Below are 26,090 nucleotides of genomic sequence, written 5' to 3' on the forward strand. Positions count from 1 at the left end.
TTTCAAAACGCAGCACAGAAAGAAGAAGACTTTTCTGAAGGGGAAGAAGGTCAGGCTTTCCCCCACCCAACGGGTGGGGGAAACACAGCGGATTAAATCGCCCAACCGCCGGCATAGAACGCCACCAGCGCCACCGCGATCAGCACGGTGCCGATATTCAGTTTGCGCCATTCACCGGAGCAAATGCGGCCAATCACCAGCGAGCTGAAGCCCAGCATGATACCGGTGACGATATTGCAGGTCAGCACGATAAACACCGCGCACAGCAGGCCGGACATGGCGTCGACAAAGTCGTTGAAGTCCAGCTTGGTGACGTTGCTCAACATCAGCAGGCCGACGTACATCAGCGCCGGTGCAGTAGCGTAAATCGGCACCAGATAAGACAGCGGCGACAAGAACAGGATCAGCAGGAACAGCAGGCCGACCACGGTTGCGGTCAGGCCGGTTTTACCGCCCGCCGCGGTGCCCGCTGCGGATTCGATATAGACCGCCGCCGGGGCCGCGCCCACCAGGCCGGAGAAAATGCTGCTCAAGGAATCCGAGGTCAGCGCCTTGCCGCCGTTGATGATCTGCCCGTCCTTATCCAGCAGGTTGGCCTGGCCGGCCACCGCGCGAATGGTGCCGGTAGCGTCAAACACCGCCGTCATCACCAACGCCAAGACGCTCGGCAAGACTACCGGCTGCAAGGCCCCCATAATATCCAGACTGAAAATCAGCGAATTGCCGTTAGCGTCCGCCAGGCTTGGCATGGCGAACAGTCCCTGATACTTCACTGCCGGGTCAAACACCAGACCAATCACCGAAATGGCGATAATCACCAGCAGGATACCGCCAGGAACGCGCAGCTTTTCCAAACCGAAAATCACCGCCAGCCCGAGCAGTGTCATCACTACCGGGAATGAGGTGAAGGCGCCCAATGCTACCGGCAGGCCGTCCAGCGGGTTCTTCACCACCAGGCCCACGCCATTAGCGGCAATCAGCAACAGGAACAGACCAATACCGATACCGGTGCCGTGTGCCACGCCCATCGGCAGATTGCGCAGGATCCAGGCGCGGATACCTGTGACCGAGATAATGGTAAAGAGCACGCCCATCAGGAATACCGCCCCCAGCGCCACCGGAATGCTGATCTGCTGACCCAGCACCAGGCTAAAGGCGGTAAAGGCGGTCAATGAGATCGCGCAGCCGATAGCCATCGGCAAATTAGCCCACAGCCCCATCAGCAACGAACCCAGACCGGCAACCAGACAGGTGGCGACAAACACCGCCGTTGGCGGGAAACCCGCCTTGCCCAGCATACTCGGCACCACAATCACCGAGTAAACCATCGCCAGGAAGGTGGTTAACCCTGCCACCACTTCCTGCCGCACGCTGCTGCCACGCGCAGAAATATTAAAATAACCATCAAGCCCGCCTTTTGGTTTAACGGCGTTGTTCGCTTGAGAATTCGACATGTTGCTGTCCCCTGTGTTTCATTGCCAGCCCGTTGCAAGGCTTGTTATTCCGCCCACACCTGTTTGGTAGGGTATCGTTTGCTTTTCGGCCTTTCAGTCACGTCGCCAACTGGCGGCGCTTATTAAGGCAAACGATTAACTCTCATGGCGTGAAGCGGGTGCTTTATGGTGGTTTATTCAAGGCAAACGATTATCCAGCCTTCCATACCCTCCGATCAACCAAAGATCGCGGTAATTCATGCAGAAAAGTAGTGGGCCCATCATTATCGAAAATATGAAATTTGTCACATAGGGAAATCTGATGGGAAAGCCCCCCGATCGGAGGGCAAAAAAGGGTCACTGGGACTGTGCGGCCTTTTCATCCATGTACATCAGTTCCCAGATATGACCGTCCAAATCCTGGAAGCCGTGACCGTACATAAAACCGTAATCTTGCGGCTGATTATAGGTATTACCGCCGGCAGCGATCGCCTTGCGCACCAGTGCATCCACCGCAGCCCGATCGGGCTGCGACAGACACAGCAAAACCTCGGTCGATTTTTTGGCATCTACAATCGGATTCGGGGTGAACATTTTGAATTTGTCGTGGGTCAGCAACATCACATAAATACTGCCGCTAACCACCATGCAAGCGGCGGTATCGTCGGTAAACCGGGGATTAAAGCTGAAACCCAGTTCGGTGAAAAATGTCATGGATGCGGGCAGATTGCCCACCGGCAGGTTAACAAAGATTTGCGTAGCCATGGGCTACCTCCGATGAAGAGTGACCTCATCGAGTATAGCCCATCGCCTCAGTTCAGCAGGTCATAAGGCCCACCCTGCTCCAGCGCCCGCTGGTAGGCCGGACGCGTATGAATGCGCTGTAGATAACCGCGCAGCTTGGGGCAACCGTCCAGTGCACCGCGTGCCGCCATCGCCTCCAGCGGGAAACTCATCTGGATATCCGCCGCGCTGAATTCATTGCCGACAAACCAGGTACTTTTGCTCAGGTGCTGTTCCAGATAATCACAGTGTGGCGCGATCTGTTTGTCCAGATATTCACGCTGCACGCCTTTGCCAATCGCCCCCGCCACCGGCCGCAGCAACCAGGGGATCGGCGGTTGGCCCAATCGGCTAAACACCAGCTTCATCACCAGTAATGGCATTAGTGATCCCTCGGCATAATGCAGCCAATACCGGTACTGCTGACGGGCGTGGTAGTCGGTGGGAATAAACTGCCCCTGCGCGTCGTACGCTTCCTGCAGGTACTCAATAATGGCACCGGACTCCGCCAACGTCAGATCGCCATCGACAATCACCGGCGACTTGCCCAACGGATGAATTTTCTTTAATTCCGGCGGTGCCAGCATAGTTTGCGGATCGCGCTGGTAGCGCTGCACCTGGTAGGGCACTGTCAACTCTTCCAAAAACCACAGGATGCGCTGCGAACGCGAGTTATTCAGATGGTGAACAATGATCATGAGGGCGCTCCTATCCGTTGCCATACCAATTCGCCGATTTGCACACCGTTGCCAAGCTGCAGCGGTACCGTACGCAGTTGGAGACGATCGCCGGAAAAATGATAAAAGCGCACCTGCCGGCTACCGATCCAATTGGGGAACGAACTGCCTTCAACCTGATGCACTATCCGCTGGTCGCTCTCATCCACCTGATAGCGCCCAAAATAACAAATCATCTTGATAAAGGCGGCGTGGGTTTCCTGGTCGGTGCCCTGCGCCAGATCGTCGGCGGCAAAGCGTGGCCGGGTAGCACTATAGAGCTGCGCCGCCATGGTGCCATTGGGCTCGTAGTTAAGGCGACCCAGCACCTGCTCGCCCAGCGGGTGATTGACCCTGCCGTCCTCCCCTTTGAAGACAGAAGACACCAATGACCAGCTGCCGATAAACGCGTTGACTGACATATCATTTACTCCTCTAAGGTTCCTGCTTACTCAAAGGGTAGTGGCGATTTTTCCAGCACGCCAGCACAAACCGCACCGCTCAAAAATAAATCAATTTATTTGATAGAGATTATCAAAACACTCCAATTTCCTATTCAGCCGAGCCAGCCTATTATCTACAACATCGAGAGACAACAAGCTCTCACCTAAAAAACGCCCTGAGGATTGAATCATGGAAAACATCAAAATTTTTGCTAATGCTCTGCTGCTGACTACCGCCTCTTTCGCCAGCGTTGCTGCCGATCAGCCAACCAGCCAACCTGCCGCCGACACCCAGAAAATCGGTGTGGTGTCCGTTAGCGGTGCCTCTAACCTGAGCGCACTGGAAACTGAACTGGCCAACAAAGCCGCCGCATCAGGCGCCAGCTCTTACCGCATCATCTCCGCCGGTGGTCAGAACAAACTGTACGGCACCGCAGAAATCTTCAACTGATCGTCAGACAGTAAGCTGACGAAAGAATGAAGCCCCGCAAGGGGCTCAGACTGATGACAAACCTCATTCCTGCCCAGAGCGAGTAGAGGCCGATAAACAAAAATCCGGAAAATCAATTTATTGATTTTCGGCTGCTCACAACAAAGCGAGCGGCCAGCTTCTGCAGGCGAAATTGTTCGGTAATGAAATCGACAAATACCCGGGTTTTAGTGGGTAGAAATTTGGTGGTGGCGAAATACAGGTGCACGCTACCGCGATCGACATACCAGCCTGGTAATACTCGCACCAGGCGACCGCTCTCCAGATAAGGTAACGCGTTCGGCATGCTGATCAACGCAATACCTAACCCCATTTCCGCCGCCCGTGCCGCCGCTTCCGGCTCGTTTACCCTCATTTTTATCGCCATGCTCGGCGCTCGCTGCTCGTTATCCGCATTGCGCAGCGGCAGGTTGCGGACTCGCCCGGTTTGCGGTGAGCGAATAAAAATGCCCGCATGACTCACCAACTGTTCCGGCTGCTGGAGCGACGGGTATTGTTGCAAATACTGCGGCGAAGCCACCAGCACGCCGTGTGCCGGTGCCAGTTCGCGGGCGATCATCCCCTGCGTCAGTTCGATACCCCCACCCATTGCCGCATCGAAATGCTCGCCAATTAAATCCACCTGACGATTATCAAAATGCCAGTCTGGAATAATCGACGGATAACGAGCCAGAAAGTCCGGCAACATCGGCAGCACAAAATGCAGGCCAAAAGCGGTACCCATGCTGACCTTTAAAGTCCCCCCCGCGACCCCACCACTGCTACTCAAACTTTTCAATGCGCACTGGATCGACAGCAAACCGCCGCTGACCTCCTGTAAAAAACGTTCGCCCTCTTCGGTCAACGTCAATTTACGCGTATTGCGCTGGAATAACCGCACGCCCACCAACGACTCCAGTTTGGTGACATTCTTTCCCACCGCCGCTGAACTGATCCCCAACTTGCGGCCGGCGGCGGAAAAACTGCCGCTCTCTGCGCTGCTGACAAAACATTCCAGGTGGCCGAGCATGATTTTTCTCCGACGATTTCAAACCCCTGGTTTAAGCTGATTACAGCTCTTTATGGATAGCTACCGATCTGCGTTTCTCCGATACTGAACCAATAGCGTTATTAACCCAATCCCACTCTGGAGAAACATCATGTCCGCAACTCTCTCTCTACAAGGCAAAGTCGCATTCATTCAGGGCGGTTCACGCGGCATCGGTGCCGCCATCGCCAAACGCCTGGCGCGTGAAGGCGCCGCCGTAGCTTTCACTTACGTCTCTTCCGCCGGTAAAGCTGATGCACTCGTCAGTGAAATCACCGCTGCCGGCGGCAAGGCGCTGGCTATCAAGGCCGACAGTGCCGATGCAACAGCGCTGCAGCAGGCGGTGCGCCAGGCAGTCAATAGCCTGGGCAATCTGGATATTTTGGTGAACAACGCCGGTGTGCTGGCAATGGGCAGCACCGAAGAACTGCCGCTGGAAGATCTGGACCGCACGCTGGCGGTAAACGTCCGCAGCGTGTTTGTCGCCAGCCAAGAAGCCGCCCGCCATATGAATGACGGCGGTCGCATCATCAATATTGGCAGCACCAACGCCGAACGCGTGCCATTTGCCGGCGGCGCGGTATATGCGATGAGTAAAACTGCGCTGGTCGGCCTGACCAAAGGTATGGCACGCGATCTCGGCCCACGCGGCATTACCGTCAACAACGTGCAGCCCGGCCCGGTAGATACCGATATGAACCCGGCCGACAGCGATTTCGCCGAGCAGTTGAAAGCGATGATGGCGATCAGTCGTTACGGCAAGGACGAAGAGATCGCCAGCTTCGTCACCTATCTGGTTGGCCCTGAGGCGGGTTATATCACCGGAGCCAGCCTGAGTATCGACGGCGGCTTCTCGGCTTAATTTCAACGATCATGTTTAAGCTATCGACACGTTATTAATACGTGTCGATTTGCTGTGCACAAAAAAAAGCCCCTTTTCGGGGCTTTAGGTTGCTGACAAAGCAGGAAAAAGCGTGGTTTTTCCTGCTTTGTGGTGAGCAGCCGAAAATCAATAAATTGATTTTCCGGATTTTTATTTATCGGCCTCTACTCGCTCTGGGCAGGAGTGAGGTTTGTCATCTGTCTGAAGCCCCTTTCGGGGCTTTTTCATCGGCTTTAGACAACCCGATATCAGAACGGTAGTTCACATAAGAACCGCTTAAAAAAATAAAATTTCTCTATAGCCCTTACACCACGAGGGGCACAGCGAAATTGGTAAGCGCAGAATACTGTAAAACGTAAAGAACGACACGGCATCCTCGGTCGAACGGTGCCACTTACGCTTATCTGACAAATCGCTGTAAAGATCACGCTTTACGTTTTTTCCCGCAGATGGCTGGTCAATTCAGAAATAAACCATGATTTCGACTTTGTGTAATGCTAAGTTTTCGCGTAACGGACGGTACGTTACGCAAAAAATCAGTGTTATCTCAGCAGTGTTCATCACCCTTTCCGCCGCTACCAAAGTCGACCTAACATAACTGTCCGCTAGGAGTCAGAAACGGCCCCGCTCGCAAATTAGCCAGCTTCCTGATCCTTTTCGATAGGCAAATCTCTCCGTCCTACTGCGGCAGAGCGGGTATTGCACATCTATGCCATGGTGACTTTTAATTGGGACTCAGAGGCGTAATGCCTGATAAGAGCTAGCCTGTGTATCACGATCTCGGAGTTAGCATATGTCTAATACGCAGGAAGACCTGGAATATAACGAGCAAACACGCCCAATCACCTTTTTTGAAATCTGGGGCCCCTGGCGAGAGTCAGTTATCGAACAACATCGTTTTTATGTCGACCAAGGCAAAAATAAGCTGCTTGCTCAATTCAATAACTGTGATGTCGTGATGGCAACGGTGCTCGTGTGCGTGAGGTGGTCCAACCGCAGGCCACCTTACTGATTGTTGAGTTTCTGGCGCGGTAACGAAGGTTGCCTTTGGGAAATTTCCTACATGCCGGAAGGACGTTTCTCTAAGGGCGCAGGACAGTTAGTCGGCTAAATTCTACCCATTAAAAATGGGCAGGTTGAAGAGATGGTTGAGGGGTGTGTGTTCTCGTCATAGAAAGTCATGCATTGCAACGCAGTGTATTGGTCAAAGGGTTGTTGAATCTGCAGGTGGCGTGTGTTCTTTCGGCAGAAAATGCAATGCAGGCCGTGGATCATATCTTCTGTCAGGAAGTGATCGACATAATCTTTTTTGACTTGGGTGACGGCTCGATCAATAACCTTGATTTTCTGAGCGTCGTCAGAGAGCAGGGTAACGTCCGGACACTGGTGGTGTATAGCGAACTGCCATTGGCCTTGCGGCGTTCGGTCGAGAAGATGAGCACGTTGTCTTCTACCCGTTTACTAGGCGTATTGGATAAACCCTTTCAACTGAAAGCGTTGCAAAAGATCCTGTGTGATTTCAAATCGCTGGATTGTTCTGCAGTGGGGCAGCCTCTGGCCGCGCTTGGGTTGATCCCTCACCCACAGGTTCTAAAAGGGTTGATGGCTGGGGAGTTCCAGGCCTGGTACCAGCCCAAGTTCAACTTGCACGATGGCCGACTGTTTGGTGCCGAGGTGTTGGTACGTTGGAATCATCCACACCGCGGGCTTTTATTGCCCCGGGATTTATTGGCGGCGGTGGTGGCCTATGACTTGATCGACGAAATGTTCAAGCAGCTCTTGGATCAGGGGCTTGAATTCATGAGCCGTCTACGCGGGCAAGGGCTTGACCTAGGGCTCGCATTCAATCTGACGGTCTCGCAATTGGTAAGCAGTGACTTTGCCGAACACGTTATCCAGCGCCTGCATCAATATGAAATGCCTGGTGATGCACTGACGTTCGAGGTCACCGAGAACGGCCTGCAGGATTTGCCAGCCTCTGCTTTGGACAGTTTGTTGCATCTGCATCAAGCCGGCTGTAGTTTGTCGATCGATGACTTCGGCGTTGGTTTTTTCTCATTGAGGCAGCTGGCGCATCTACCCTTTGACCAACTCAAACTCGACGGTGCATTTGTCCGTGATGTTGACGACTTGGGGAACAGAGCGGTCATTTCAAGTAGCGTGGCGCTTGCCAGGGAGCTGAGGATGGATCTGGTTGTCGAGGGTATTGAAAATGGGCATACGCTCAACACCCTCATTGATCTGGGCTGCTCATTTGGCCAGGGCTTTCATCTGGCGCTCCCCATGACTGCTGTCGACTTTGCCGTGTGGTTGCAATGTCGTGTATCGGTCGTATAAGAATAGATGCCCTAATTTTTCCAGGCTCGTTTTGAGCTACTTTATATAAAGCTTAAGGTCGGAGTGCTCTGGTGATGGTGTGTTGTTGTCTCCCGAAGAGGTTTATATGTTCAAAGCGTTAGTTGTTGATGATCATCCGTTTATTCGCGCCTCTGTAAAGGTGTTGCTGGGTGCCGAACAGTTTGAAATTGTGGCGGAGGCGGCTAATGGTGTGGAGGCTGTGCGCCTGGCGCGCGAGCATGTCCCCGATCTGATCCTGCTTGATATCGCCATGCCGTTGCTCGATGGCCTGGAGGTAATCAGTCGCATCTCGGCGCTTGGATTGCCCTGTAAGATCCTGGTGCTGACGTCCCTAGAGGCTTCTTTTTATGCCATGCGCTGCATGAAAGCCGGAGCCTCCGGCTATGTCTCCAAAGCTGGGAGCCTTGAAGAGTTGACTCGAGCGATCAAGGCGATCAAAGCTGGCTACAGCTATTTCCCATTGCTCGCCAACAGCTCGGTACGCGCCATTGATAATCAGGCCAGCGAACGTGAATTGATTGAAAAACTGTCCGACCGTGAGCTGACCATTTTGCAGCAGTTGGCTCGGGGCTTCAGCAACAAAGAAATTGGCGACTCCATGCTACTGAGCAACAAAACCATCAGTACATATAAAACCCGGCTGATTGAAAAGCTCAACGTCAAGTCAGTTGTCTATCTAGCCGAATTTGCCAAACGCAACAACCTCCTTTAAACATGAAGCGGCCAATCGGATTTCTGATTTTTCTTCTGTGTATCAACACCTTTGTTCAAGCAGGGCATTTTCAAGACCATATCGAGCCGTTGAGGCTGTCCGGACGTTCCCAACTCACCGGATTCAACCTGAAACTATCGGACGCCGATAGCCGTTTTTTGCGCGATAAAAAGATCCTGCGGGTCGGGATTGCCACCACCGACTCTGCGCCATTGGGGTTGAGTACAAGTACCCACGATTACGAGGGGTTGACAGCTGACTACGTGAAGCTGATTGCGGACCTGTTAAATATCGAAGTCCAGGTTGAACGCTATCCAGACCGCACGCAGGCGATAAAGGCGCTTAAAAGAGGCGAATTCGACCTGCTAGGGATCGCCACAAATGTTGACGAGGCAGACCCCGAACTGATTCTTTCAAGATCTTACTTCGAGGACCAACCGGTTTTGGTCAACCGTCGAAACACCGCGCCGTTACCTAAAGATCTGGGGGGGCTGCGATTGGCCATAGCTAGGAATAGCCACTCCGCTTCGGAGGTCATCTCGCATTATCCGTTGGCAAAACTGCAATTTTACCCAACCGACCTGGATGCCCTCAACGCTGTGGTTTTCAACCAGGCTGACGTGTACCTTGGAGGGGCAATGACCTCTAACTACCTGATCAGCCGAAATTTCCTGACCGACGCTCAGCTAGTGGACTTCGCAAGTCTTGAAGTGAGCAGCATTGGTTTTGCATTACGGGGTGAAGATCGGCAGCTTCTTGAGCTCATCAATCGGACGTTGGTCGCCATCCCACCAAGAGAAAGCATGACGATTGTGCGGCGCTGGGGGGGAGATAGCATAATCATAAGCGACCGTGGCCAAGCTGACCTCAGCCCCAAAGAAAGGCGCTGGCTCGCGAATCATCCGAAGCTAAGGGTCGGTATATTGGATAACAATCCACCGCTAGCCTTTTTCGATCAGCAGGGTAATTTTCGCGGCATCAGCGCTGATTTGCTAGCGATAATTCGTCGCCGTACTGGCCTTACCTTCGAAATAGTACGGGCTGATACGCTGGAGGACCTTGTTGCTTTGATAAAGGATGGTAAGGCCGATTTCATTACTGCGTTCCACAAAAACTCCAATAACAGCGACTTGCGTTTTACCCGATCCTATTTGACCAACCCTTATGTGTTGAGCATTCCTAACAATAGTGAGTCATTCACCCGCTTGGAGGAATTGACCGGTAAGCGCGTGGCAATGAGGTACGACAGCGACATCCGGGATTACATCGAACGATATTACCCGCAAATTATTGTGGTTGAGACGAGAGAGTCCAGTGACGCCTTGTCGATGGTCGCGCAGGGTAAGGCAGATGCCGCTGTCACGGCCCTAGTCAATGCCCGTTTTGTGATTGCTACCCAGTATCCATCCCGGTTGCACGTGAGTGGCGCTGTGGGTACTCAAACCGCGCAAATGGCAATTGCCACTGATCGAGGTTCCTTGGAGCTGTACTCGATCCTAGACAAGGAAATGCACAGTATTACCCCGCACGAGTTGGACGAACTCACCAATCGCTGGCGGGGTGAGGTCGCGGTGGACAATAAACGCACGTACGCCAATCAATCGGAAATCATCCGCGGTTCGGCTATCGCTGTGATCTTGTTACTGGTGGCATTCGGCTGGATTGTCTATTTGCGACGGCTGATTCAGAAACGTGACGTGGCCGAACAGGCATTGAAAGAACAAATGGAGTTCATGCGCGTACTGATCGATGGGCTACCCCACCCAATCTATGTACGGGACCGCCAAACTCGGATGCTCTTATGCAATCGCCGTTATTTGGAGGCAATTGGCAGCACTCGTGAGAAGGTCATTGGTACGCGACCTTCTGAGATCGTAGGTAGCGAACCAGACCACGGGGCATTGTTTGAACAGCAGTATTTGGAAGTCATGGATGGTGGTAAAGAGTTGCTGGCTGACCGCCAGATGATGTTGTACCGCGGCGAGACCATTACAGCCTATCACTGGATCCTTCCGTTCCGTGATAACGCGGGTGAGGTCAAGGGCATCATTGCTGGCTGGATCGATATCAGTGAGCGCGAGCGTTTACTTGTGGAACTCAAGGACGCCAAACAGGATGCCGAGAAGGCTAATCGGGCGAAAACCACCTTTCTGGCCACCATGAGTCATGAAATCCGCACACCAATGAACGCAGTGGTGGGGATGCTGGAGTTGGCCATGAAAAAGGCAGACCAAGGCATTCTTGACCGTTTTGCCATCGAAGTGGCGTCGGACGCTGCGCGTGGGCTTCTGGAGCTGATTGGTGACATTCTGGATGTGGTGCGTATCGAGTCCGAGCGCTTGACGTTGGCGCCACAACGGGTGGCATTCAAAGACATTGTGGTGTCGGTTGTACGAGTATTCGAAGGGTTGTCCCGGCAGAAGCAACTCAATCTTGTGTTGTCATTCGATGAAGGCGCCAACCAGGATGTATTGCTCGACCCGCTACGGTTCAAACAGGTGCTTTCCAACCTGCTTGGTAACGCCATCAAGTTCACGGACGTTGGGCAAGTACAGGTCTGTGTAGAGGTCACGCATGCGGCCGCAGGCGAAAGCATGGGTGTTCGTGTGCTGGTGCGCGATACCGGCATTGGCATTTCCCAGGACGATCAGCAGAGGCTGTTCATACCGTTCAGCCAGGTCACTCATGTGGGTGCTGGAGGTTCAGGCTTGGGGCTGGCGATTAGCCGCAAGCTGTGTTCGATGATGCAGGGTGAGTTGAACTTGAGTAGCGTGTTGGGGCAGGGTACGGAGGCCGAGGTGTTATTGGAGCTGGTGGTTCTTACTCCATTGCCGCTCACCCAGCCGGAACCGGAATCGCCCGAAGTCAGCCAGTCGCTAAACGTGCTGGTGGTTGATGATTATCCGGCCAACCGTCTGCTGTTGTCACAGCAGTTAAGTTATCTGGGGCATACGGTCGCTGACGAGTCGGACGGAGCCCATGGCTTGCTTGCCTGGCGCAATGGTCATTTCGATGTGGTGATTACCGACTGCAATATGCCGGTGATGACAGGCTACGAACTGGCTAGGGCGATCCGCGCCGAGGAGGCTGATTCGGGCGCGGCGCCTTGCTTGATCCTGGGGTTCACTGCCAATGCGCAACCGGAGGAAAAAGATCGGTGCCTGGAAGCGGGCATGGATGATTGCCTATTCAAGCCAATCAGTATGAAGGACCTGACTGCGCGCTTGTCCGGCGTGGAGTCGATATTCGACGAAACAGGGGACGCTGATGCATCGGTACCACTGCTTGACGACATTGACATCAGCAGCCTAGAACAACTGGCCCATGGTGACCGAACACTGGTTAACAGCTTGTTGCAGGATCTGGCCAGTAGCAATGAAGAAGATTTGTTACGGCTGCTCAAACTCTTCAGTGATCACGACTTGACCGGGCTGTCCGACTTGGGGCATCGGGTCAAGGGGGGGGCACGCATCATCAAGGCGCATCGACTGATCCAGTGCTGTGAGCAGTTACAAGCCGATTGCAACGGGCATGATGTGGCGCGTTTGACCCACTCGGTGGATGCTCTGCACGAGGCTATGGAGGCATTGGCGCAGCGTCTGGAGGCGTTCATCGGCTAGGTCGAGGGCTTCAGGAGAGCCTGGTGCGTTTGCACATGGCGGGGAACGCTTAGGGAATGGCCAACGACCCAGTTGTATCAATGGGTCGCTGGCGTTGTAGATCGTGAGTCGCTTATCGAGCAGGGCTGATGCTCACTGATAAACGATGTTCAGCGTGGCGGTTGCCCTTATCTCGCCGCTGGTAAGTTGAGCGGGGTTGTAAGGGAAGTAGTAGGCGCCCATGCCAACCGAGAAATTGCTATTAACCACAGTATCTGTAGCGGCACTGAAAATGGAGGTAGCACTTCCCCGGTTTAAGGTGGAGGTGGAAAAGACAACCGGTGCGTTGGGAGTCTCGCGTTTGGCTACCTTAATACCGACACCTTTCGCCGAGCCCGGCGTGCTGTCCATCAATACGCTGTTGTCGGATGGAAGCAGGTTATTGCTGGATAAAAACATGTCGATTGCACGGTCGGTGCTGCCGTTACTTTGCAAGTTTTCACAACTGAAATTCAGCGTAAAGGGTGTATAGCCCGGCTGAGGGTTTTGTTTGAGTTGAGCGATACCGGTCTTTGGCAAATTAACCATCAAGCCAGCGTTATTAAAACTGCAGGTGGTCATTTTAGGCGCATACGTAATTGTTATTGCCTGGCGAAACATATCACTTTGATCATATGTCCAACCTCGAAAAAATTTACCCGCCCAGACTAAATATTTCCAAGCTGTAGCCCACATACTTAAACCGGTAGCGTCTGATACGATCACGGCCTCTGTATAATTAGCGGTGTTGCCGGGAACTTTATCGGTATTTTTTCCAGCGGTGACTAATGTATATGTAATGGTTGCTGGAGTGTTCAATATGCTAGGTGCGTACTCACCACTCTTAATAGAGTCAGAATATTCTTTTACGCTGATATCGATTTTTATCCAGTGTTTTCCATTTTCGAAGCCAATATCTCCTGTTTTTTTAAAGTAGTATCTAAACTTATTTCCGTATGAGTTGCACGTAAACGTTGGGTTTGCAGGAAAGTTTAAAAAGGTTTGCTGTGTCCATGTTTTGTTTCGCTCATTTAGCTTGTCAGATAGATCTACTGAGATGTTCGGAAGGTCTAATAGGACAGTGTTGGGGCCTGAGCACTTTGCAAGGGCAGAGTTGGCATACAAACCAAAAACAATTGTGATAATAAAAAGTTTATACATGGCAATTGAGGGTCTCATGTTATTTGCAAATATGCGCAGATGTACTTGTGGTTATTTCAGGGCTTCGAATGATGCAGTTGCCGTTACTCATTCGAACCTCAAGTTGCTCTGGTTTTTCTTCGGTTTTTATATACAGGGCACTGGCCTGACCAACAAAGCCGACAGACCTGCCTGTTTTATCCAATACCTCAGCACCAAATGGAAGAGGGGCTCCATCGGTCTTGCGCGCCTGTATGATGTAAGACTGGCGTTGGTCAGTCTCAAATTTTACATGGTTGACCGTGCCGGCAAAGGGCACTGCGTTGGCGATGTTTCCGACAATCTCTGCGCCGGAACTATTGCCCGTATCGGACAACGTCACTGAGTTAAGCCGATAAGGCGTGGCGTACGGGACTAGCGCCAAGCCATCTTCGTTGGTGACGATGCTTTGATCACCATTGACCATCAGCCCTTTGGCCTTGGGGGCCTCGACGACCATCATGGTGCTGCCGACTTCATTGGAGGCCAATATATGCCCAGGAATCATCACGACACTGCCTCGAGCACCGAGGCCGGTTTGCCGATAATCGGACGACTCACCATAAGAGGCACCTACTGTTGAGACATTACTGCGGTAGGAGGTATTGACGCTGGCGGTGTTATTCCCTCCATTTTGATTGCTGGCAGCTACGGTGTAACTCAGGCGGTTCGATTCCAGTACATTGCCACTTACGCTAACGTTACTTTGCTGATAGCGCGAGTCCACCAGTGACGCGCCACTGTTGAGATACGCCCTGTTGCCGGCGATATCAAAGGGCATTGTCATTGAGAGATAGAAGCGCGTCTCTTCGTCACGGTTGGAGTTTCTGACGTGGTTGGCAGAGAGGCTGTAGGTAACCTGCCCCACAGCGTTTGTGTAGCCAAATTGATACTCACGACTTTTTGTGTTATTTGTCCAATAGTCGCGTTGTGTTCCGGAAAAAAACACGGTGCCCCAGTTGTCTTTCAAGCGTTGGTTCAGACTTAAATTGAAGGTGTTGCGTGGGCGTGCGCTGCGTAAGGCGTCCCAGGTATTCAAGTCGAGGACCGGAGCATTATCTTCGTCAAGTGTGTTTCGATAGTCGTTGATTTGTCTTTCGAGTTCACGGTATCCCTGCTGGGAATAAATGGCATCGCTGAAGCTGTAGTAGTCTTCGGTAGAATAACGATACGCTGCCAAGGTAAAGTTGGTGGCCGTTGTATCCAGGAATTTACTGTAGGACACGCGCACGCTTTGCCCGCTTTTGCTTTGGTTCTTTAACTGAGTATTCGACTGGGTCACGTCAACAGAGACTGCACCTATCGGCAGGTTTAAGCCGCTACCGACAAGATAGGCGCGGTAGTCATTACTGAGGGTTGTGCCTGCGTATCCGGTTAACAGATTGTTGAACCCATACTGCAACGTACCCTGCATAAAACCAGGGTTATAGTCGGTATTGGTCTGATTTACTTTACCGGCCACCAGGCTGTACTTACTGATCCCTTCCTTGAGCATATTAGGCACGGCAGAAAACGGCACGTTGAACGACTGCTCGCGACCATCGGCCTCGCGCACCACCACCGTCAGGTCGCCAGCGGACCCGGTGGGCTGGATATTGTCGAAGGTAAAGGCGCCAGGCGGTACGCTCTCCTGATAAACCACGGTGCCGTTCTGTATAACTTTTACCAAGGCATTGGTTTGTGCGACGCCACGTACAATGGGCGAAAACCCTTGCTTGGAGTTGGGCAGCATATTGATGTCGGACGTCAACGACACACCGCGAACTCTGATCGAGTCAAAGAGATCACCTGCTGAGTAGAAATCACCGAGCTTGAAGTTGGACGTGATAGAAGCAATGTTCTTCTGAAGATAGCGTGTGTTGTTTTGATACTGAAAGTTTTTCGAGGAGCTTTTTCTTAACGAACTACTTTCTCGGAACTGCCAGCCAGAAAAGTTAATTCCAAAATCTAGGCCAGAATACAACTCGTCATTGGATGAGCCGCCATTTTTCGATTGTATGCTGTAATGCATGGCGTTGTAGCCAAATAAAAATGCAGGTACACCATGATCCCAGAATTTCGGGTCGACATAACCGGCTTCCGAACGATTCACATAAGACTGGGGCACAGTCAGCTTCAGGCTCAGGGTACTGATATCTAAAAGAAAAGAACCTCCTTGAACCAATTGGCTGATTTGTAGACTGTCCGTGCCTGGCGGCACAGCCAAGCCACTCATGTTAATCCCAAGAAGTGCGCTATCTTCATAGCTGATCTTGATATCGTCTTTTATGTCGCCAAACACTAATGAATAACGACCTTTCCAGGTGTTATTGACATAAATGTCAATATCTTGCTTGCCCATCGGTATCTCGAAGTTTGCATAAAAACGTGAAAGATCGGATTCCCGGGACTTGCCGGCCATCAACGAGGTGTCAAAGGTTTCAGCATAGGCTTTTGCCAGTAGAAACAGCGAGGACACCGTGAGGACTTTAATAAGAATTTTGTGCTGTTTCATTCTGGATCTTCACCTTAGTGCGATGTGACAGTTTTAGTTTTATAAGCACCCAAATCATCGATATACATCATGGTGTAGGCTGTATTTTTATTAGTGGACTCTTTGCTCTCGACGAATTCAGAGGAAAAAGGAGCGACCATGACGGAGTCAACGAGCAGGTGTTTTTTGTCGTGTTGGTCAACGTTGGCAAGCGTGAAGAAGTACGCACTTTTATTGATCACGTTAAAACCTTTCGCGACCGCTTGCAGTTCGATTTTTTCAACGCTGCTACTGGCCTTTTCCTTTAGTCCGACCGGGCGATATAACATTTTTATGCGAGACTTGATCGCCAGCTGCAGTGTGTTTGCCCCCTGTAAGTTTTCTGGGGTTGGAGGGATATCCAGCACGTTTAAAAAGAAAACAGACTCCCGATCCGCAACGAGTGGAGCGCGGGTTTTTGTAATTCTGAGTTGTTGACCACTGTCTCCGGAAATTTTGACAACCGGCGGTGACAGGAGGAACGGTACATTGGCTGTTTCCGGCGTGGAATTGATGTCGCCATCATCTATCCATGCTTGCACCAAGGACGAGTCACTTCCGTTATTAATTAGTTGAACTATCACATCTTTGTTTGCCTCAGGATAAATTACACGAGTGCCATTGATGACAATATTGGCTTGTGCAGACACAGAGCTAAGTAGTAAGCCCGCTAACAGTAGTTGCTTTATCATGACGTCTTCCAGAACCAGGCCCATAGGATGAGCCTGGTACACAGGTTGTATTACAAGTAGGAAATGGTGTAGGTCAGGTTGGAGCTAAGAGCACCAACTTTGGCGGAGGCGGTATTGGTTTTGTAGTAGTACGCATCCAGTACGAGTGTTTCAGGTGTTGCACCCGCCCCGCTGATGCCAGTGTCGAGCGGCACGTTCAATTGGATTGGTGCGGTGGAGCCTGGCTTCGCCAACGAGAAACCGACGTTTTTGGAAACAGCGGCATCACTTTCGTTGACTGTGTTGTTCAGCAAAAACTTACCATCGGTGGAAATGTTGTCAGCGGACGAGAAATACATTTTCAACGGAGTACCAGCGGTTCCTGCGGCCGGGGTGCAACCCGAGAAGCTCAACGAAAACGATTTTTTGTTTTTGGTCAACGGGCCAACAGTGGTGCCGGCGTCAACAACAGAAATAGGCGGTAGAGCAACAGTGAAGTCTGCACTTTTACCGCCATTGATAGTGCAAGTAGTGTCGGTAATCGCGCCACTGAAGGAAATAACACCACCGGCAGCATTATCGGCAGCCATTACGTTTGCAGAGGTCAGTGCGGCGGTCAGTGCTACCAGGGAGAAAGCGTGCTTGATCATAAAAATTCCATTGCTTATTTAAGGTGCGTACTCGTTTTTACCTTGCAAGACAAGTGAGTCTTTGCAGAGTAAAAGCCAACTTCGATGAGCACTAACGTTGCGTAGTGGTTATAAGGTGCAGATCGAATTGGGCATAGTTTGTCTTGGGGGGCGGAAGGATTGTGTAGTCCCGTTCCCACTGCAATGTAGGAAATTTCCGACGACAAAAACATTGGAAGAGCCCGCACAGAGCACTCGGAAATTTCCTACATTGCAGTGGGAAATTTCTAGGGTTTTATACGCAGAAGGATAGCGATAATAAGGCATCCAGCTAGATAGTGATAAAACACTCAGTTGCGCATTTAAATAGGAAGTGAAGATGCTTCTAGCTTTAACCAGTGTGTAATACGTCATATTTAGGGGAAAGGATGTGTCTTATATAGACACTTGTGAGTAAGGAGGATCGAAAATTTAAGTTTACAGTATCCCGGAGAGCCATTCATGCAAGTGCTGCAATTACGCGTTCTGGTCTTGAACGACAATTTTTTTCAACGAACAATCTCCGTCAATATGTTACGGCAATTGGGTTGTGAGTCGGTGTTCAGTGCATCATCTGCCCCGGATGCGCTGCACACCCTGCAAAGGGTAGGGCCAGTAGATGTTGAGTTGTGCGATCTGCGCATTGTTTAAGTCAGTTACGAGAAAAATTGCCATCTTCAGTCGTTGTAATTTTACCCTTCACGGGATGTCTTGCATTGCACATGAAAGTGAATATTTAACGTTTTTATTTAAAACAAATAATTTTTTAACGCGGCATTCAAACTTTAACAGCCATATTGAGTTTGATGATGTATTTGTACACGTGCAATCAGGTGTGAGCGAGGAGCTAAGATTAATACAGCGTTTTATAACATCGCGCTCGCCGCCACGAGTCTTTATCTTGGTGGACAATGCACATGCACCCACTCTGAAATTTCTGTGCGCTATGGGGGTAATTTCTATTGTTTCACTGCATGATTCATTGAGCAATATTGGCAAGCTCCTGCAAAAGTCTTCAGAGACTCATTATATGAGTCCGGACTTACGTGCGGTGATCAAGGCTGTTCAACCAGCACCAGCCAAGGTTTCGAAATGGGACGCGTTCGATGGTGTTCAGTATTTAACACTTACGGAAACGGAAATCATGCTGGATTTACTTCAGGGCATATTACCTTGGCAGGTAGCGAGAAAACGGTTTATCTCAGTCAAAACCGTCAGTACACACAAGCTTAATGCACTGAAAAAAATGGAGCTCCGAGGTCTCAATGAATTTTTTATCCCGCCTCGCCGTTAAATAACGCGAGGTCGCTAACCGCGGATGAGGATGTTCCTCACCGCAGCTGCCGGTCAAGAATGTTCTGCCGGTTTTATCCATAAACCCACATGAAAGGGAAATATCATGATGATATGTAGTCAAGAAAACCGCCTGCGCACTTGCTGTGCTGGCTACCACCGCCGTCATGGCCGAGAGCATTGATGTGAAAGTCATCGGTACCATCACCCCAACGGCCTGCAAACCAACGCTGACCGGGGGCGGAACCATTGATTACGGCACCATTCCTCCTGCCTCTTTATTTCGCTCATCAGCACGGCAGCCTGCTTTAGTATTTCTTTTTCCATCTCAAGACGCTTTATCTGTGCTTTAAGCTGCTGAATTTCGCGTTGTTCAGGTGTGATAGCATTGCCAGCTGGCTCAATTCCCTGAATTTCCTGCTTATACAGCCGTATCCATTTGCGCAGATGATCAGGATTGAGTTCGAGTGCCTGCGCGACTTCCCGTACATCTCGCTGGTATTTAACAACCTGCTCGATAGCTTCGAGCTTGAACTCCGGGGAAAAGGTGCGTTTAGTCCGACGAGTTTTGATCATGCATCACCTCATTTTCACTGTTTTAACATTAACAGGATTTCGAGGTGTCCTGAATGACTGATCCACTACACTCGGGATCGATTATATAGAGGTTCAGCCAGAGGATACCTCGATTGTTCGGGCGGTGCAGAAGCGCTACTCCATCTTAGACATTCATTTGATCTTCGAACGGCTTCAGGCGCTGGCAGAGAATCAAGCCAGATATCAATAGCGACCGCTCCGGCGTTCGAACGCGCCGTGCTGGCGCAGCTACGCAATCTCATCCAGGACGTATAGGAAACCGACGACTACTCTGCCGTCTGTGCGCTAGCTGTCATTGCCTAGTGCCAAGCATCGTGGATCCGGTGCGCTCTTTGCGCACCTGCTCGACCCAGCGGCGCAAAGCCGTAGGGCCGATATCCAAACTGGCGCAAATTTCGGGAACAGGCAGGTTTTGATCAAGCACCATGCTTACGGCATTGAGTTTGAACTCGCTGGAATAGGACTTTCGCATCATCTGCACACCTCAGGTTTGGGCACCATCATAGCGCCCTATTGATGTGTCCAAATTCATTAGGCCAGTTCACCCGTAGGCCTTTAGTAATAGATTTATTCTGGGGAGGATTACTGATTTCTTGATCGCTGAGAACTTTATCGACATGCTCTTTGTGCGCTTGAACTCTGAGAAGCGCTGGATCTCCAGACGCCATCGCCCCCATCTTGAATCGGAAACACCAACCCATAAATTGCCGCACAGTGATCAAGCGCATTTTATATGTCAGAGGAGACACAGCTACTTTCTTGCCCTGTTTTATAGAAATGCCCCCCGCTTGCAAGACCGGGACCTTCACCGCTATGCGTAGGTGCTCACAGAGACTTCCCACTAATTCAGCCTCGGTAAACATGCGGTCACCAGCCATACATGCACCAAAATCAATGCGGAGGGAATCCAGCCAAGCAAATAGAATCGCCAACTCCCTGAGATTTCTCGTGAGAGTGTTAGGGCTTAGACCTCGCCTTTGCAAGACCCACTCATTTGCAAGCGGAATCGGCAGGCCATCATCGTCAAGGAGGATTGGCAGGTTCCACCCGGAAGGATGTCGTACCATTTTCACATCCATAGCACACTCCTCCTTTACGTTTAGTTATGTAGACTTTTATCTCTACACTCCTTTCTTGTGTAGTTAAATTATTGATAGCTTTACATAGGCCAAAAAAAAGCCCTCTTAGCTTTACAGCAAAGAGGGCTTTGGCTTACTCACGCAAGGCAGTGAATTAGGCACTTAAAGCCGCCGGGCCAATCAATCACCTTTACGTTTTAATTTTATGTAGGTTAGAAAGGAATGTCGTCGTCGAAGTCCATTGGCGGTTCGTTGCTGCTGGCTGCTGGCGCATTGTTTTGCGCTGGGCGAGCCTGCTGGCCACCGCTGAACTGGTTGCCGCCTTGCGGCTGTTGAGGCTGACCCCAACCGCCCTGGCCGCCGGAAGCCTGGCCACCGCCTGCAGGTGCGCCGCCGCCTTGACGGCCGCCCAGCATCTGCATGGTGCCGCCCACGTTCACAACAATCTCAGTGGTGTATTTTTCTACGCCAGCCTGATCGGTCCATTTACGGGTTTGCAGAGCGCCCTCGATATACACCTGGGAACCTTTACGCAGATATTCGCCCGCCACTTCAGCCAGCTTGCCGAACAACACAACGCGGTGCCACTCGGTCTTTTCTTTCTGCTCGCCAGTCGCCTTGTCACGCCAGCTTTCGGAGGTCGCCAGGGTAATGTTGGCCACTGCGCCGCCATTCGGCATGTAACGGACTTCTGGGTCTTGGCCCAGATTCCCGACCAGAATTACTTTGTTTACGCCTCTGCTGGCCATGAGAACTCTCCTGAAGATTGATTTTTACACAGTATAAACGAGTAAGTTTAACACGCTCAGCCCGAAACGACACCCGTGTTGATAACTGCGTATTGTATTCCAGAATTGTCGTTTCGATCGACCTTGTTGCATTCGTATACTGGATATTCATTCAGGTTTTTTTGTGTCATAATTATGCGTTTCGTACTGGCTGTGCCGGTTTTTTGCGCGTTCGATCACAAAATCGTCCGTAAATCACCCAGACAGGCGCGGTGTATCATCAAGACGGGAAGTGTAAATGGACAATATCGAAGTTCGTGGTGCTCGAACCCATAATCTCAAAAACATCAACCTGATTATCCCGCGTGACAAGCTGATCGTCGTCACCGGTTTGTCCGGTTCAGGCAAGTCCTCGCTGGCCTTTGATACTCTGTATGCCGAAGGGCAGCGTCGCTACGTCGAATCGCTCTCCGCCTATGCACGCCAGTTCCTATCGCTGATGGAAAAACCGGACGTCGACCACATTGAAGGCCTGTCACCGGCGATCTCCATCGAGCAAAAATCGACCTCACATAACCCGCGATCTACGGTCGGCACCATCACCGAGATCCACGATTACCTGCGCCTGTTGTTTGCCCGCGTCGGCGAACCGCGCTGCCCGGAGCATCATGTCCCGCTGGCGGCGCAAACCGTCAGCCAAATGGTGGACAACGTGCTCAACCAGCCGGAAGGCAAACGCCTGATGCTGCTGGCTCCGGTGGTAAAAGACCGCAAGGGCGAGCACACCAAAACGCTGGAAAACCTAGCCACCCAGGGCTATATCCGTGCGCGTATCGACGGTGAAGTCTGCGATCTTTCCGATCCGCCAAAGTTGGAGCTGCAGAAAAAACACACCATCGAAGTGGTGGTCGATCGCTTCAAGGTGCGTGACGATATGTCGCAGCGTCTGGCGGAATCGTTCGAGACCGCGCTGGAGCTGTCTGGCGGCACGGCCGTCGTCGCCGACATGGACGACGAGAAAGCCGATGAGTTGCTGTTCTCAGCCAACTTCGCCTGCCCAATCTGCGGCTACAGCATGCGCGAACTGGAACCGCGGCTGTTCTCGTTCAATAACCCGGCCGGCGCCTGCCCGACCTGTGACGGCCTGGGCGTACAGCAGTTCTTCGATCCTGAACGTGTGGTACAGAATCCTGAGCTTTCGCTGGCCGGCGGTGCGATCCGCGGCTGGGATCGCCGTAACTTCTATTACTTCCAGATGCTGCGTTCATTGTCGGAGCATTACGCGTTCGACGTCGAAGCGCCGTTCAACAGCCTGGATGCCAACGTGCAGAAAGCGGTGCTCAGCGGTTCCGGCAAAGAGACCATCGAATTCAAATACATCAACGATCGCGGTGATACCACCGTGCGCCGCCATCCGTTCGAAGGCGTGCTGCACAATATGGAACGCCGCTATAAAGAAACCGAATCGAGCGCGGTACGCGAAGAGCTTGCCAAGTTTATCAGCAACCGTCCTTGCGCCTCGTGTCACGGCACCCGCCTGCGTGAAGAAGCGCGCAACGTGTTTGTTGAAGACACCACACTGCCGGAAATATCCGATCTGAGCATCGGCCACGCCATGAGCTTCTTCCAGAACATGAAGCTCAGCGGCCAACGCGCCCAGATTGCCGAGAAAGTGCTGAAAGAAATTGGCGATCGCCTGAAATTCCTGGTGAATGTCGGCCTGAACTACCTGTCGCTGTCGCGCTCGGCGGAAACCCTGTCCGGCGGTGAAGCTCAGCGTATCCGTCTGGCCAGCCAGATTGGCGCCGGTTTGGTGGGCGTAATGTACGTACTGGACGAGCCGTCAATCGGCCTGCATCAGCGCGACAACGAGCGCCTGCTGGAAACGCTGATCCACCTGCGCAACCTCGGTAACACGGTGATCGTGGTTGAGCATGACGAAGACGCCATCCGCGCCGCCGATCACGTGATCGACATCGGCCCCGGTGCCGGGGTGCACGGTGGTCAAGTGGTGGCAGAAGGTACCGTCGAAGACATCATGGCGCAGCCGGAATCACTGACCGGCCAGTTCCTCAGTGGCAAACGTGAGATTGCCATTCCTGAGCAGCGTGTACCAGCCGATCCGACCAAAGTGCTGAAACTGAGCGGCGCACGCGGCAACAACCTGAAAGACGTAACGCTGACTTTGCCGGTGGGACTTTTCACCTGTATTACCGGGGTTTCCGGCTCGGGCAAGTCAACGCTGATCAACGACACGCTATTCCCGATCGCCCAGCGCCAGCTCAACGGCGCCACTCTGGCCGAACCGGCACCGTTCCGAGAAGTGACCGGCCTGGAGCATTTCGACAAGGTGATCGACATCGATCAAAGCCCGATCGGTCGTACTCCACGTTCCAACCCGGCGACTTACACCGGTATCTTCACCCCGGTGCGTGAACTGTTCGCTGGCGTGCCTGAGTCGCGTAGCCGTGGGTACAACCCAGGCCGCTTCAGCTTTAACGTCAAAGGCGGCCGCTGCGAAGCCTGTCAGGGCGACGGCGTGATCAAGGTTGAAATGCACTTCCTGCCGGATATCTACGTACCGTGCGACCAGTGCAAAGGCAAACGCTATAACCGTGAAACGCTGGAAGTGAAGTACAAAGGCAAAAGCATTCACGAAGTGCTGGAAATGACCATCGAAGAGGCGCGCGAGTTCTTCGACGCGGTGCCTGCATTGGCACGCAAGCTGCAAACTTTGATGGAAGTGGGCCTGTCGTACATCCGTCTCGGCCAGTCGGCCACCACGCTGTCCGGCGGCGAGGCGCAACGCGTCAAACTGGCACGTGAACTGTCGAAACGCGGCACCGGCCAAACGCTGTATATCCTGGATGAGCCGACCACCGGTCTGCACTTCGCTGATATCCAGCAGTTGTTGGCGGTACTGCATCAGCTGCGCGATCAGGGCAATACCATCGTGGTGATTGAGCACAACCTGGACGTGATTAAAACCGCGGACTGGATCGTCGACCTAGGGCCGGAAGGCGGCAGCGGCGGCGGTGAGATCCTGGTTGCAGGTACGCCGGAAACCGTAGCCAACTGCAAGGCTTCGCATACCGCGCGCTTCCTTAAGCCATTACTGAAGAAGAAGTAATCCTAGCCCGGCGGGCCCGGTAAAAAGGTCGGCACCGTCGGTCTGGGCGGACTGGGGCATATGGCGAGCAAATTGGCCCGGGCGATGGGCGCACATGTGGTGCTGTTCACGACCTCCGAGTCCAAAGTCGAGGACGCCAAACGCCTCGGTGCCCACTGTAGCGCCCGATTTTTTCTCACAGTTGTTTAATCACCCGTGCCGGGTTGCCGCCTACCACGGTGTTGGCGGGTACGTCTTTAGTGACCACCGCCCCGGATGCCACCACCACGTTATCCCCCAGAGTCACGCCAGGGTTAATCACCACCCGACCGCCAATCCACACGTTATCGCCAATGCGCACCGGCTTGCCGAACTCCGCGCCGCCGACGCGGGTTTCCGCATCCAGCGGATGGGTGGCGGTGTAGATATGCACTCCTGGTGCCAGCATGCAGTTATCACCGATATGCACTTCACACACGTCGAGGATCACGCAGTCAAAATTGGCGTAAAAGTTTTTACCCAGGTAGATGTTATAGCCGTAATCGCAGCGAAACGTCGGCTCGATGGTTCCACCCTGATACTGGCCCAATAGCTCCGCCAGCCACTGTTTCCGCAGCTCAGCCTCATCCGGGGAAGAATGGTTGTAATGGTGTACCAACTGACGTGCATGCTTACGCTCGCTGCGCAGTAGCTCGTCACCGGCATCATACAACTCACCGGCAATCATCTTGCGTTTCTGTTCACTCATGGCCATCTCGCGGCATCCTTTGGTCTGGCTGTTTATGGCTCAAAAGCCTAGTCGTTCCCGTGGAACAATGAATCGGGAACGTTCCCAAAATCAAATAGCGATCACAATATGACAGGGAAATGGGGAGATGGATGCTCAAAAAGGCAGGCGGTGTGCCTGCCCTCAACGCTTAAGCGCGCAATTCCTGACGCACGTGTTCAGGCAACCCTTCCAACACCAACTGATAAGAACTGTCGATCAGGGTATAAAACTGCGAATTCGGCAGGTTGCCGTCAAGAAACACCGTATTCCAGTGCGCTTTGTTCAGCCGCTCACAGGCGACGATCTCCGGATGGTGTTCCCGCAGGCTCTCCGCCAGTTCCGGGCTGGATTTTACCGCCAGCGCCGGCCGCCCCTGCACCTCGCACACCATGGCGAACATCACGTCGCCAACCTTGATCTGACTGGCCTGCCACTGGTTCTGGTCGCTCTGTTCCGCGCCCGGCTTCGCCATGCAGTACTCCAGCAGTGCTGTGTTATTCATTGGGTTATTCCCCCTGTAAAGTGACCACAACTCGGCGTGAACCGCCGTGGATGCGGTGCTCTCCCAGCCAAATTCCCTGCCATGTGCCCAGCATCAGCCGCCCGTGACCGACAGGCAACGTCAGGGACGTGCCCAACAGAGAGGATTTGATGTGTGCCGGCATGTCGTCCGGCCCTTCGTAGTCATGCTGATAGGGTGCGTTCTCTGGCACCTGACGCAGGAAATGCTGTTCCATATCAGCTCGTACCGTAGGATCGCAATTCTCGTTCAGCGTCAGCGAGGCTGAGGTATGTTGCAACAACAGATGCAACAGGCCAGTTTGCAGGCGGTGTAAGTGGGTTAGCTGGTCGGTAATCTCTTCGGTAACCAGATGAAAACCACGCGCTTTTGCGCTGAGGATTAGCGTTTGCTGATGCCACATGAGTGAGCGCCCCTCAATCAGTATATTCTCTATCCAGTTTGCAGCAACTCCGGCGGCAAACCGACAACAAAAAGGGAGC

22 protein-coding genes and 3 pseudogenes are annotated in these 26,090 nt (G+C 52.4%); 9 read left to right on the forward strand and 16 right to left on the reverse strand.

From position 1 onward, the window contains the following. Positions 1-92 precede the first annotated feature (92 nt). The 4 genes from ACUTQ5_RS16445 to ACUTQ5_RS16460 all read right to left on the reverse strand — a co-directional run bounded on the left by ACUTQ5_RS16445 (position 93) and on the right by ACUTQ5_RS16460 (position 3,354). Positions 93-1,454, reverse strand: a complete 1,362-nt coding sequence (locus ACUTQ5_RS16445) for an NCS2 family permease (protein ID WP_445652123.1) — start codon at positions 1,452-1,454, stop codon at positions 93-95. Between the two features lie 336 nt (positions 1,455-1,790). Continuing rightward, entirely contained in the window at positions 1,791-2,198 is a 408-nt protein-coding gene (locus ACUTQ5_RS16450; protein WP_445652124.1) for a VOC family protein, read from the reverse strand. 47 nt (positions 2,199-2,245) lie between these two features. After that, on the reverse strand, positions 2,246-2,914 hold the full coding sequence (locus tag ACUTQ5_RS16455) for a glutathione S-transferase family protein (RefSeq protein ID WP_445652125.1): 669 nt from the start codon (positions 2,912-2,914) through the stop codon (positions 2,246-2,248). Next, positions 2,911-3,354, reverse strand: coding sequence for a lipocalin-like domain-containing protein (locus ACUTQ5_RS16460; protein WP_445652126.1), 444 nt, complete (start codon positions 3,352-3,354; stop codon positions 2,911-2,913). The genes ACUTQ5_RS16455 and ACUTQ5_RS16460 overlap by 4 nt, the downstream gene beginning before the upstream one ends. Before the next feature lie 211 nt (positions 3,355-3,565). Here ACUTQ5_RS16460 and bhsA point away from each other — a divergent pair, with 211 nt between their 5' ends. Continuing rightward, positions 3,566-3,826, forward strand: coding sequence for a multiple stress resistance protein BhsA (bhsA, locus tag ACUTQ5_RS16465; protein ID WP_445652127.1), 261 nt, complete (start codon positions 3,566-3,568; stop codon positions 3,824-3,826). 112 nt (positions 3,827-3,938) lie between these two features. Here the strand turns inward: bhsA and ACUTQ5_RS16470 are convergent, their stop codons facing one another. Then, positions 3,939-4,874 (reverse strand): LysR family transcriptional regulator, encoded by a 936-nt coding sequence (locus ACUTQ5_RS16470; protein ID WP_445652128.1) that lies wholly within the window; start codon positions 4,872-4,874, stop codon positions 3,939-3,941. 130 nt (positions 4,875-5,004) lie between these two features. Here ACUTQ5_RS16470 and ACUTQ5_RS16475 point away from each other — a divergent pair, with 130 nt between their 5' ends. The 4 genes from ACUTQ5_RS16475 to ACUTQ5_RS16490 all read left to right on the forward strand — a co-directional run bounded on the left by ACUTQ5_RS16475 (position 5,005) and on the right by ACUTQ5_RS16490 (position 12,465). Then, a complete protein-coding gene (locus tag ACUTQ5_RS16475) occupies positions 5,005-5,754 on the forward strand; it encodes a 3-oxoacyl-ACP reductase family protein (protein ID WP_445652129.1) in 750 nt (249 codons plus the stop codon). 1,206 nt (positions 5,755-6,960) lie between these two features. Continuing rightward, positions 6,961-8,112, forward strand: a complete 1,152-nt coding sequence (locus ACUTQ5_RS16480; protein WP_445652130.1) for an EAL domain-containing response regulator — start codon at positions 6,961-6,963, stop codon at positions 8,110-8,112. Positions 8,113-8,218: 106 nt separating this feature from the next. Further along, the gene (locus ACUTQ5_RS16485) at positions 8,219-8,845 is read left to right on the forward strand and encodes a response regulator (RefSeq protein WP_445652131.1); all 627 of its coding nucleotides are present in this window, start codon (positions 8,219-8,221) and stop codon (positions 8,843-8,845) included. Between the two features lie 2 nt (positions 8,846-8,847). After that, positions 8,848-12,465, forward strand: coding sequence for a transporter substrate-binding domain-containing protein (locus ACUTQ5_RS16490; protein WP_445652132.1), 3,618 nt, complete (start codon positions 8,848-8,850; stop codon positions 12,463-12,465). A 132-nt stretch (positions 12,466-12,597) separates the two neighbouring features. On the opposite strand, the gene ACUTQ5_RS16495 is transcribed toward ACUTQ5_RS16490, so the two are convergent. The 4 genes from ACUTQ5_RS16495 to ACUTQ5_RS16510 are packed head-to-tail and all read right to left on the reverse strand — an operon-like array spanning position 12,598 to position 17,495. Further along, positions 12,598-13,644: a fimbrial protein gene (locus ACUTQ5_RS16495; RefSeq protein WP_445652133.1), complete on the reverse strand. Its 1,047-nt coding sequence runs from the start codon at positions 13,642-13,644 to the stop codon at positions 12,598-12,600. A gap of 19 nt (positions 13,645-13,663) precedes the next feature. Continuing rightward, a complete protein-coding gene (locus ACUTQ5_RS16500) occupies positions 13,664-16,156 on the reverse strand; it encodes a fimbria/pilus outer membrane usher protein (RefSeq protein ID WP_445652134.1) in 2,493 nt (830 codons plus the stop codon). Between the two features lie 14 nt (positions 16,157-16,170). Further along, positions 16,171-16,866 (reverse strand): fimbrial biogenesis chaperone, encoded by a 696-nt coding sequence (locus tag ACUTQ5_RS16505; protein WP_445652153.1) that lies wholly within the window; start codon positions 16,864-16,866, stop codon positions 16,171-16,173. A 50-nt stretch (positions 16,867-16,916) separates the two neighbouring features. After that, positions 16,917-17,495 (reverse strand): fimbrial protein, encoded by a 579-nt coding sequence (locus tag ACUTQ5_RS16510; RefSeq protein WP_445652135.1) that lies wholly within the window; start codon positions 17,493-17,495, stop codon positions 16,917-16,919. Between the two features lie 637 nt (positions 17,496-18,132). On the opposite strand from ACUTQ5_RS16510, the gene ACUTQ5_RS16515 reads away from it, so the two are divergent. Together ACUTQ5_RS16515 and ACUTQ5_RS16520 are read left to right on the forward strand one after the other, a co-directional pair. Continuing rightward, positions 18,133-18,807 (forward strand): helix-turn-helix transcriptional regulator, encoded by a 675-nt coding sequence (locus ACUTQ5_RS16515; RefSeq protein ID WP_445652136.1) that lies wholly within the window; start codon positions 18,133-18,135, stop codon positions 18,805-18,807. A 166-nt stretch (positions 18,808-18,973) separates the two neighbouring features. Continuing rightward, positions 18,974-19,045, forward strand: a pseudogene (locus tag ACUTQ5_RS16520) (hypothetical protein); the annotation flags it as partial. Between the two features lie 20 nt (positions 19,046-19,065). Here ACUTQ5_RS16520 and ACUTQ5_RS16525 read toward each other — a convergent pair. The 4 genes and pseudogenes from ACUTQ5_RS16525 to ssb1 all read right to left on the reverse strand — a co-directional run. Next, positions 19,066-19,382 (reverse strand): annotated as a pseudogene (locus ACUTQ5_RS16525) (transposase); the annotation flags it as partial. A gap of 313 nt (positions 19,383-19,695) precedes the next feature. Next, positions 19,696-19,878: a transposase gene (locus ACUTQ5_RS16530; RefSeq protein WP_445652137.1), complete on the reverse strand. Its 183-nt coding sequence runs from the start codon at positions 19,876-19,878 to the stop codon at positions 19,696-19,698. 25 nt (positions 19,879-19,903) lie between these two features. Continuing rightward, positions 19,904-20,482 carry a hypothetical protein gene (locus ACUTQ5_RS16535; RefSeq protein ID WP_445652138.1) on the reverse strand — a complete coding sequence of 193 codons (579 nt, stop codon included), beginning with the start codon at positions 20,480-20,482 and terminating at the stop codon, positions 19,904-19,906. 212 nt (positions 20,483-20,694) lie between these two features. After that, positions 20,695-21,231 carry a single-stranded DNA-binding protein SSB1 gene (ssb1, locus tag ACUTQ5_RS16540; RefSeq protein WP_017894189.1) on the reverse strand — a complete coding sequence of 179 codons (537 nt, stop codon included), beginning with the start codon at positions 21,229-21,231 and terminating at the stop codon, positions 20,695-20,697. Between the two features lie 277 nt (positions 21,232-21,508). Between ssb1 and uvrA the strand changes: the two genes are divergently transcribed. Both uvrA and ACUTQ5_RS16550 read left to right on the forward strand, forming a co-directional pair. Beyond that, positions 21,509-24,340, forward strand: a complete 2,832-nt coding sequence (gene uvrA / locus ACUTQ5_RS16545) for an excinuclease ABC subunit UvrA (protein ID WP_445652139.1) — start codon at positions 21,509-21,511, stop codon at positions 24,338-24,340. A 12-nt stretch (positions 24,341-24,352) separates the two neighbouring features. Continuing rightward, a pseudogene (locus tag ACUTQ5_RS16550) lies at positions 24,353-24,496 on the forward strand (zinc-binding dehydrogenase); the annotation flags it as partial. Positions 24,497-24,515: 19 nt separating this feature from the next. On the opposite strand, the gene maa reads toward ACUTQ5_RS16550, so the two are convergent. The 3 genes from maa to ACUTQ5_RS16565 form a co-directional block, all read right to left on the reverse strand. After that, on the reverse strand, positions 24,516-25,073 hold the full coding sequence (gene maa, locus ACUTQ5_RS16555; RefSeq protein WP_445652140.1) for a maltose O-acetyltransferase: 558 nt from the start codon (positions 25,071-25,073) through the stop codon (positions 24,516-24,518). Positions 25,074-25,236: 163 nt separating this feature from the next. Further along, positions 25,237-25,590 (reverse strand): MmcQ/YjbR family DNA-binding protein, encoded by a 354-nt coding sequence (locus tag ACUTQ5_RS16560; RefSeq protein ID WP_135318239.1) that lies wholly within the window; start codon positions 25,588-25,590, stop codon positions 25,237-25,239. Between the two features lie 4 nt (positions 25,591-25,594). Then, the gene (locus ACUTQ5_RS16565) at positions 25,595-26,011 is read right to left on the reverse strand and encodes a secondary thiamine-phosphate synthase enzyme YjbQ (protein WP_445652141.1); all 417 of its coding nucleotides are present in this window, start codon (positions 26,009-26,011) and stop codon (positions 25,595-25,597) included. Positions 26,012-26,090 lie beyond the last annotated feature (79 nt).

The organism is Serratia sp. NA_112.1, from assembly GCF_052691715.1.